Annotated in this window: 3 protein-coding genes and 1 pseudogene; all 4 read right to left on the reverse strand. The window is 72.6% G+C overall.

Annotated elements, in window-relative coordinates:
* Nucleotides 1-3240: non-ribosomal peptide synthetase (locus IH80_RS45560; protein WP_199819371.1), on the reverse strand; the 3240-nt coding region annotated here is incomplete at its 3' end.
* Nucleotides 3241-3337: 97 nt separating this feature from the next.
* Nucleotides 3338-4774 (reverse strand): annotated as a pseudogene (locus tag IH80_RS47575) (amino acid adenylation domain-containing protein); the annotation flags it as partial.
* Nucleotides 4738-5574, reverse strand: a complete 837-nt coding sequence (locus IH80_RS0137980) for a siderophore-interacting protein (protein ID WP_030966465.1) — start codon at nucleotides 5572-5574, stop codon at nucleotides 4738-4740. The pseudogene IH80_RS47575 and the gene IH80_RS0137980, both read right to left, overlap by 37 nt.
* Nucleotides 5575-5595: 21 nt before the next feature.
* Nucleotides 5596-6911 (reverse strand): alpha/beta fold hydrolase (locus IH80_RS0137985; protein ID WP_158943853.1); only part of this gene is annotated, 1316 nt, incomplete at its 5' end.

A 6911-nucleotide genomic window follows, 5' to 3' on the forward strand; every position in this document is an offset into this window, starting at 1 on the left:
TCCGCCCAGCTCGAAGAAGTCCTCGTCGATGCCGACCGCCGGCACGCCCAGCACCTCCGCGAACAGGCCGCAGAGGACCTCCTCGGACGCCGTGCGGGGGCCGCGCCCGCCCCCGGAGACCGGGAGCTCCGGCGCGGGCAGCGTCCGCCGGTCCAGCTTCCCGTTCGTCGTCAACGGCAGCCGGTCCAGGACCACGAACGCCGACGGCACCATGTACTCCGGCAGCAGAGCGGCCGCGTGCGCCCGCAGCGCCTCCGCGTCCACGGCGTCGTCCCGGTCGGCCGCGGGCACCACGTATCCCACCAGTCGCTTGTCCCCCGGCCGGTCCTCCCGCACCAGGACGGCGACCTCCGACAGCCCCGGGAAGCGGGCCAGTACGGCCTCGACCTCGCCCGGTTCGATGCGGAAGCCGCGGATCTTCACCTGGTGGTCGACCCGGCCGACGAACTCCAGGAGTCCGTCGGCCCGCCAGCGCACCACGTCACCGGTGCGGTACACCCGCGCCGCGGGATCGTCCGAGAAGGGGTGGGCGACGAACTTCTCCGCGGTCAGCTCCGGACGGTTCCAGTAGCCCCGGGCCACGCCGGGACCGCCGACCCACAGCTCGCCGGGGATCCCGGGCGGCAGGAGGGCACCGTTCTCGTCCATGACGAACACCTCCGTGTTCGTCAGGGGGCCGCCGATGGGGAGCTGCCCCGCCCGGGGGGTGTTCCGGTCCACCTCGTAGCAGGTGGTGAACACCGTCGCCTCGGTGGGGCCGTAGCCGTGGACGAGGTGCTCGGGCGCCCACGGGCTGTCCACCAGCCGGTCCACGACCGGCCGCTCGACGACCTCGCCGCCGAAGAACACGTAGGTGAGCTCGGAGAGGAGGTCGGGGCAGTCCAGCAGGTGCTGGCGGAGGAGCGGGGCCGTCAGCCACATCATCGTCACACCGCAGTGGCGCAACGCGGCCTTGAGCTCGACGGCGTCGAGGAGGACCTCCTTGTCCATCACCGCCATCGCGGCGCCGGAGGTCAGCGCGGGCCAGCACTCGAAGGTGAAGGCGTCCCAGGCGAAGTTGGAGGGGTGGGCGACCACGTGGCCGGGGCCGAGGCCGGAGAACACCTCGCTGTCGACCAGCCGGCAGACCGAGCGGTGCTCGATCATGACGCCCTTGGGGGTGCCGGTGGAGCCGGAGGTGTAGATGACGTGGAAGAGGCTGTCGGGGCCGGTCGGCACGGCCGGGTCCGTGGCGGGCCGGGCGTCGATCGCGGGCCGCTCCTCGTCGATCGGCAGCAGTTCGGCGGTCACGCCGGCCAGCCGGTCCCGCAGGTGGGCGTGGGTGACGACCAGGGACGCCCGCACGTCCGCCACCATGAACTCCAGCTGTTCCACCGGGTAGTCGTGGTTGAGCGGCACGTAGGCGGCGCCCGCCTTGAGGACGCCCAGGACGGCGACGACCGCGTCGATCCCCCGCTCCACGCAGACCGGGACCAGCTGCTCGGGGCGCACTCCCCGGTCGATCAGGTGGTGGGCGAACCGGTTCGCGCGCTCGTCCAGCTCGCGGTAGGTCACCGTCTCCTCCCCGCAGGAGACCGCGAGCGCGTCCGGGGTCCGCTCGGCCTGGTCCTGGAAGAGCCGGTGCACGGTGGTGTCGTCCGGGTACGGCGCGGTCGTGTCGTTCCGGTCGACGACGAGCCGCCGGTGCTCCTCCGGGGAGAGCAGGCCGATCCGGCTCAGCGGCAGGCGCGGGTCCGCGGCGACCGCGGCGAGCAGTCGCTCCAGGCAGTCCACGATGCGCCGTGCGGTGTCCGCGGTGAAGAGGTCGAGGGCGTAGCCGAGCCGCCCGGTGATGCCGCTGGGAAGGCCGTCCCCGGCGTGCTGCTCGAAGAGCTCCAGGGTGAGGTCGAACTTGGCGACGTCGGTGTCGCCGAGGGTCACCTCCGTGGTCAGGCCCGGCAGGTCCATCGGGACGGAGGTGTTGTTCTGGAGGGCGAGCAGCACCTGGAAGAGCGGGTGCCGGGCGGTGGAGCGCTCCGGGTTGAGCCCGTGCACCAGGTGCTCGAAGGGAACGTCCTGGTGGGCGAAGGCCTCCAGGGCCACCTCCCGCACCCGGGCCAGCAGCTGCTCGAAGGTGGGGTCGCCGCTGGTGTCGGTACGGATCACCAGGGTGTTCACGAAGAACCCGACCAGGTCGTCCATCGCCTCGTCGGTCCGGTTGGCGACGGGGGTGCCCACCGGGATGTCGTGCCCCGCGCCCAGCCGGGAGAGCACCGCGGCGAAGGCGGCCTGCAGCACCATGAACAGGCTGGCCCCGTGGGTGCGGCCCAGGCCGGTCAGGCGCCGGTGCAGCTCCGCGTCGAGGGCGAAGGAGACCGAGTCCCCGCGGTGGCTCGCCACCTTGGGCCGGGGGTGGTCACAGGGCAGTTCGAGCTGGTCCGGGACGCCTTCCAGGGCCTTGGTCCAGAAGGTGAGCTGCTCGTTCACCAGGGAGCCGGGGTCGTCCTCGGAGCCGAGGAGGGCGCGCTGCCACAGGGTGTAGTCGGCGTACTGGACCGGCAGCGGCGACCAGGACGGCGCGGCCCCCTCGCAGCGGGCCGCGTAGGCACGGCTGATGTCGCGGGTCAGCGGGGCCAGCGACCAGCCGTCGGAGGCGATGTGGTGCGTGAGCAGGAACAGCACCCGCTCGGTCGCCGACAGGGTGAAGAGACGGAACCGGACCGGCGGGTCCACCGCCAGGTCGAAGCGCTCCGCCGCCAGGGCGGCGATCCGTCCGGGCAGGGCGGCCTCGTCGGTGGGCACGACCTCGAAGTCCCGTATCACCGGCGCGGCCGGCAGGATCCGCTGGAACGGCACGCCTTCGGCGTCCACGGGGAAGACGGTGCGCAGGCTCTCGTGGCGGTCCACCACGTCCTCGAGGGCGGCCCGCAGCACGTCCGGGTCCATCGGCCCCGACAGACGCACGACGAGGGGCAGGTTGTAGGTGGCCCGGGCCTCCTCCAGCTTGTCGAGGAACCACAGCCGGTTCTGCGCCGGGGAGAGCGGGATCCGCTCCGGGCGCTCCCCCGCCGTCAGTGCGGGCCGGGCCGTACCGGCCGCCGCGACCCGCTCGGCCAGTGCGGCGACGGTCGGGGCCTCGAAAACGGTGCGGACCACCAGTTCGGCGCCCAGCGCCGCGCGGATGCGGCCCACCAGCCGGGTCGCCAGCAGGGAATGTCCGCCCAGCTCGAAGAAGTCCTCGTCGATGCCGACCGCCGGCACGCCCAGCACCTCCGCGAACAGGCCGCAGAGGACCTCCTCGGACCACGGACTCGACCTCGCCGAGCTCGATGCGGAAGCCCCGGATCTTCACCTGCTCGTCGGCCCGGCCCACGAAGTCCAGCACCCCTTCGCCCGCCCAGCGGGCCAGGTCACCGGTGCGGTACATCCGCGAGCCGGCCGGACCGAAGGGGTCGGCGACGAACCGCTCCGCCGTCAGGTCCGGACGCCCGAAGTAGCCCCGGGCCACGCCCGAGCCCGCCAGGTAGAGCTCCCCCGCCTCGCCCGCGGGGACCGGCGAGAGCGCGTCGTCCAGGACGTGGGCCCGCATCCCGTCCAGCAGGCGCCCGATCGGCAGCGGAGACGGCAGGTCGCCCGTGCCCGACCACGGGTGCGTCGTGGCGTACAGCGTGGTCTCGGTGGGGCCGTACGCACTGCGGACGACGATCCCGGGGCAGTGGTCCAGGACCCGCCGGACCGCGGTCGGGGAGACCACGTCACCACCCGTGATCACTTCCCGCACCCCCGCGAAGCAGCGCGGGTCCTCCTCCGCCATCACCTGGAACAGACCGGCGGAGACGTCCAGGGCGGTGATCTCCTCATCGGCGATCAGCCGGGCGAGGGCCGCCACGCTCAGTTCGCCCTCCGGGGTGATGACGGTCCGTCCGCCGTGCAGCAGCGGCACCCACAGTCCGTAGATCGAGGGGTCGAAGGCGTACGGGATGACCATCAGGACCCGCTCGTGCACCCCGGGCTCGAACAGGCTGTCCGCGACCAGGTCGAGGACGTCCCGGTGGGTGACCGCCACGCCCTTGGGACGGCCGGTGGAGCCGGAGGTGTACATCACGTACGCCAGCTGCCCCGGCAGGCACTCCGCGCCCGGGTCGGTGACGGGCATCCCCGCCGACTGCGGGTCCTCGTCCACCAGCAGGACCGTGGGGGCGGACGGCAGGCCGCGGCCTCGCATCCCGGTGTCGGTCAGCAACACCGGGGCGGAGGTCTCGTCCACGATCCACTGCATCCGCTCCATCGGGAACGCGGCGTGCAGCGGCACGTAGAACGCCCCGGTCTTCATGACCGCCAGCAGGGCGACCACCAGGTCCACGGAACGTTCCATCAGCACCGCCACCGGCGCCTCCGGACCCACCCCCAGACCGATCAAGCGGTGCGCCAGCCGGTTCGACCGCTCGTCCAGCTCCCGGTACGACAGCTCCCGACCCGCGCAGCGCACCGCCACCGCACCGGGAGAACGCAGCATCTGAGCCGCAAAGGCCGCCGGCACCGAACCACCGGTCAACGTCGCGCCCCACGCGGACGACCGGTCCTCGGTACGACGGACGGCATGTGCAGTACTCATGGCCAATTTCTCTCTTTCGGGTTGGGCTCGCGCGACTTTCGGTTGGCCGGCAGGGAGGGGAAGGAGGGTGCACCGGGCCACCGGCGGCGCCGGGACCCGCGAGGCGCGGGGGGTGCCGCCGGTGCCCCGGGAAGGAGCGGCGACTAGGCCGGAACCGGATCCGCCACGTCGCGGTTCCATTCGGACTTGGAGGTCTGCCAGCCGTCCTCGTCCACCCCGCGCCGCCAGTAGCCGGAGATGGACAGCTGGTCGCGGTCGAGGCCGCGCTCGATCCGGAGGTGGTGCCGCAGGGCCTTCACGAAGTGCGCCTCGCCGTGGACGAAGGCGTGCACCGTGCCGTCCGGGAACTCCGAGGCGGAGACGGCCTCGTGCAGCGCGTCGCCGATCGGGCGCTCCCCGCGGTGCAGCCAGACGATCTCGGCCTCGGCCCGCGTCCGGAACTCCTGCTCCTCCTCGGGACCGGACACCTCGATGAAGGCCTTGGCGACCGCCCCGGCGGGCAGCGCCTCCAGGGAGGCGCCGATCGCGGGCAGGGCGCTCTCGTCCCCGGCCAGCAGGTGCCAGTCCGCCTGCTCGCTGGGCGCGTAGCCGCCGCCGGGACCGATGAAGTGGATCTCCTGCCCCGGCTCGGCCCGCGCGGCCCAGGGGCCGGCCAGACCGGTGTCGCCGTGGTGGACGAAGTCCACGGTCAGTTCGACGGCTTCCGGGTCCCAGTGGCGGACCGTGTAGGTCCGGGTCTTGGGCCACTGCTCCCTGGGGAATTCCTGGCGGATGGCCGCGATGTCGAACGGCTCCGGGTACTGCACACCCTCCAGCGGGAAGATGAGCTTCACGTAGTGGTCGGTGTACTCCTCCGCGGCGAAGGACTCCAGGCCCTCACCGCCGAGCACGACCCTGATCATGTGCGGGGTCACGCGTTCGGTGCGCAGCACCCGCCCCCGGTGGACGCTCGACCTGTTCCGTGTCGGCTTGTCGGACATTGATGTTCCCTTTCCGGGTGGTCAGAACTGCTTCTTCAGCGCTCGGGCCAGCACCGGAGCGAGGTCCGCGAGCGCGTCCGCACTCATCATCTGCATGTGCTCGAACGCCGTGGCGTGCTTCTCGATCCGGCCGCTCACGTACGGCTCCCAGACCTCGGACAGGCCGGTGGGAGCGCCGTCCGGTCCGGCCGCCTCGAAGAAGAGCATGTCCCCGTCATATTGCTCGGTGGCCGTCGCGCGGCTGATCCTGAGGTTGTTCGCCGTGATGTCGATGAGCGCCGTGACGGTCCGCTCGTCCAGGCCCGCCAGGGTTCCGCCGTGGGCCTTGAGGACCTCCAGGACCCGCGGCATCGGGATCGGCTCGTCGCCCGGTTCGGCGTGAAAGGCCCCGATCCCGTCGAAGGCGAGTTCCAGCAGGTCCCGCTGGGTGCGCGTGCCGTGCACAGAGCTGTGGCCGCCGGTACCGGCGTCGAGTACGGCCAGCAGGGACACCTCCTCGCCCTCCTGCTGGAGGCGGGCGGCCAGGGTGTGGGCCACCTTGCCCCCGAAGGACCAGCCCAGGAGTGCATACGGACCGGACGGCTGGACCGCCCGGATGCGGCCCAGGTAGTCCTCGATCAGCTCGTCCATGTCGGCGGGGAGCGGCTCGTCCCCGGCCAGTCCGCGGGCCTGCAGCCCGTACACCGGGTGCTCCCTGGGGACGTAGCGCAGCAGCCCCGCGTAGCACCAGGCCATGCCACCGCCGGGGTGCACGCAGAACAGCGGCGGACGGCTGCCGGCCGAGCGGAGGGTCAGGACGTGCTCCAGTCCGCTGTCCTGCTCCTCGCCGTCGCCCAGGCCCAGGTTCGACAGGGCCGCCACCGTGGGGGTGTTGAGCAGGCTGCGGATGGAGAGCCGCACGCCGAGGATCGCCCGGATGCGGCTGATGAGGCGGGTGGCGAGGAGGGAGTGGCCGCCGAGTTCGAAGAAGTTGTCGTCGATGCTGACCGTGGGCACGCCCAGGACCTCGGCGAACAGGCCGCAGAGGATCTCCTCGCGCGGGGTCCGCGGGCCGCGCCCGGTCGGGGCGGTTGCCGGTGCCTCGGGAGCGGGCAGGGCCCGGTAGTCGACCTTGCCGTTGGCGGTCAGCGGGAGCCCGTCGAGGACCAGGAAGACCGAGGGGACCATGTACTCGGGCAGCAGCCCGCTCGCGTGTCCGCGGAGCTCCTCGGTGTCCGGGCCGCCGTCCGGGCCGGGCTCGGCGACCAGGTACGCCACCAGGCGCTTGTCGCCGGGCCGGTCCTCGCGGGCGATGACCGTGACCTGGGAGAGGCCCGGGAAGCGGCCGAGCACGGCTT

The sequence above is a fragment of the Streptomyces sp. NRRL S-378 genome, assembly GCF_000720645.1.
Classification (GTDB): Bacteria; Actinomycetota; Actinomycetes; order Streptomycetales; family Streptomycetaceae; genus Streptomyces.